The organism is Streptococcus sp. DD10, assembly GCF_001578805.1.
GTDB lineage: Bacteria > Bacillota > Bacilli > Lactobacillales > Streptococcaceae > Streptococcus.
The window spans coordinates 1-864 of the sequence record NZ_KQ969184.1; the positions used below are offsets into that span (position 1 = coordinate 1).

Below are 864 nucleotides of genomic sequence, written 5' to 3' on the forward strand. Positions count from 1 at the left end.
GAAGAGAAATCAAGGCTAATGAAAGTCTAATAACTTTTAAAGTGTAATATTTTGTTCTATTTTCAGAATATTAAAATCAAAACTTTAGGTGAAGGAGCAGGGAAAGTATGACTCAGAGAGTTGGATTTCCCTGTTCTTTTTCAACTGCAGTGGGTAGACGAAAAGCTAATATCTAGAAAGGACAAATTTCGTCCTTTCTTTTTTGATGTTTAGAGCGATAAAAATCCGTTTTTTGAAGTTTTCAAAGTTCCGAAAACCAAAGGCATTGCGTTTGATGAGTTTAATGAGATTATTGGCGGCCTCCAATTTGGCCTTAGAATAGGATAGTTGAAGAGCGTTGACAATTTTCTCTTTATCTTTGAGGAAGGTTTTAAAGACAGTCTGAAAGAGAGGATGAATCTGCTTTAGATTGTTCTCAATGAGTCCGAAAAATTTGTCAGGCTCTTTATTCTGGAAGTGAAAAAGTAGGAGTTGATAGAGATTGTAGTGGTGTCTCAAGTCTTCTGAATAGCTCAAAAGCTTGTCTAGAATCTCTTTATTCGTTAAGTGCATACGAAAAGTAGGGCGATAAAATCGCTTATCGCTCAGTTTACGACTATCCTGTTGAATGAGCTTCCAGTAACGTTTGATAGCCTTGTATTCATGGGATTTTCTATCGAATTGGTTCATGATTTGAACACGGACACGACTCATAGCACGGCTAAGATGTTGGAGTAAAACAGTCCAGCGGACTGTTTTAGCCTGAGTTTAGAAATATAATAACGAAGGGTGAAAACGATCTAGAACGATTTTAGCACATGGGAGTGAAACAGTCTGGGAGACTGTTTCAGCCTGAGCCTAGAAATTCGAAAGCGAAGCTGTTTA

1 pseudogene is annotated in these 864 nt (G+C 37.4%); it reads right to left on the reverse strand.

The features are described 5' to 3' along the window. Positions 1 to 165: 165 nt before the first annotated feature. Positions 166 to 801 (reverse strand): annotated as a pseudogene (locus STRDD10_RS09960) (transposase); the annotation flags it as partial. Between the last annotated feature and the right edge of the window lie 63 nt (positions 802 to 864).